Raw genomic sequence first — 551 nt, 5'->3', positions numbered from 1 at the left:
CGGCAGCGGGGAACTGTCGGACGCGCTCGAAGCCGTGCCGTTCGTGAAAGCGCTCGCTCTCGGGGTTCGGCATTCCCAGCGCGGCGTACGCCGAGCAGTACCCCTGCCGGCGGAGCGTGTCGAGCAGGCGGTCGTACAGTCGCGTTCCCACGCCGGATCGATGTGTCTCGGGATCGACGTAGATCGACGTCTCGACGGTCCAGCGGTACGCCGCACGCTCGCGGAGTTGGCTGGCGTAGGCGTAGCCGACGATCTCGTGGTCGCGCCCCACCGCGTCGCTGACGGCGACGTACCAGGGGTACTCGTCGACCGCGCGCTTCGCGCGGATCTTCGATTCGAGCTCTTCGACCGTCGGCACCTCGGTCCGGAACGTCGCCGGCGAGTCGCGGACGAACGGCGCGTAGATCCCACGGATCGCGGCGGCGTCAGTCGGTCTCGCGGTCCGGAGCGAGACCGTCGCGTCGGACGCCGTCGCGTCTGTCGCCGCAGTCTGGGGTCCCGAGTCGGCGTCCGGACCGGAGTCGTCGCTCATACGTACCGTCCGACGCCGC

The 551-nt window shown here is 70.2% G+C and carries 1 protein-coding gene; it reads right to left on the bottom strand.

Annotated elements, in window-relative coordinates:
* Positions 1-532: GNAT family N-acetyltransferase (locus DEQ92_RS21640; protein ID WP_147299562.1), on the bottom strand; the 532-nt coding region annotated here is incomplete at its 3' end.
* Between the last annotated feature and the right edge of the window lie 19 nt (positions 533-551).

Source organism: Haloferax sp. Atlit-6N (assembly GCF_003383195.1).
Classification (GTDB): domain Archaea; phylum Halobacteriota; class Halobacteria; order Halobacteriales; family Haloferacaceae; genus Haloferax; species Haloferax gibbonsii.
Note: the sequence above shows the minus strand (reverse complement) of the source record. Positions and strands in the feature narration are given on the sequence as shown.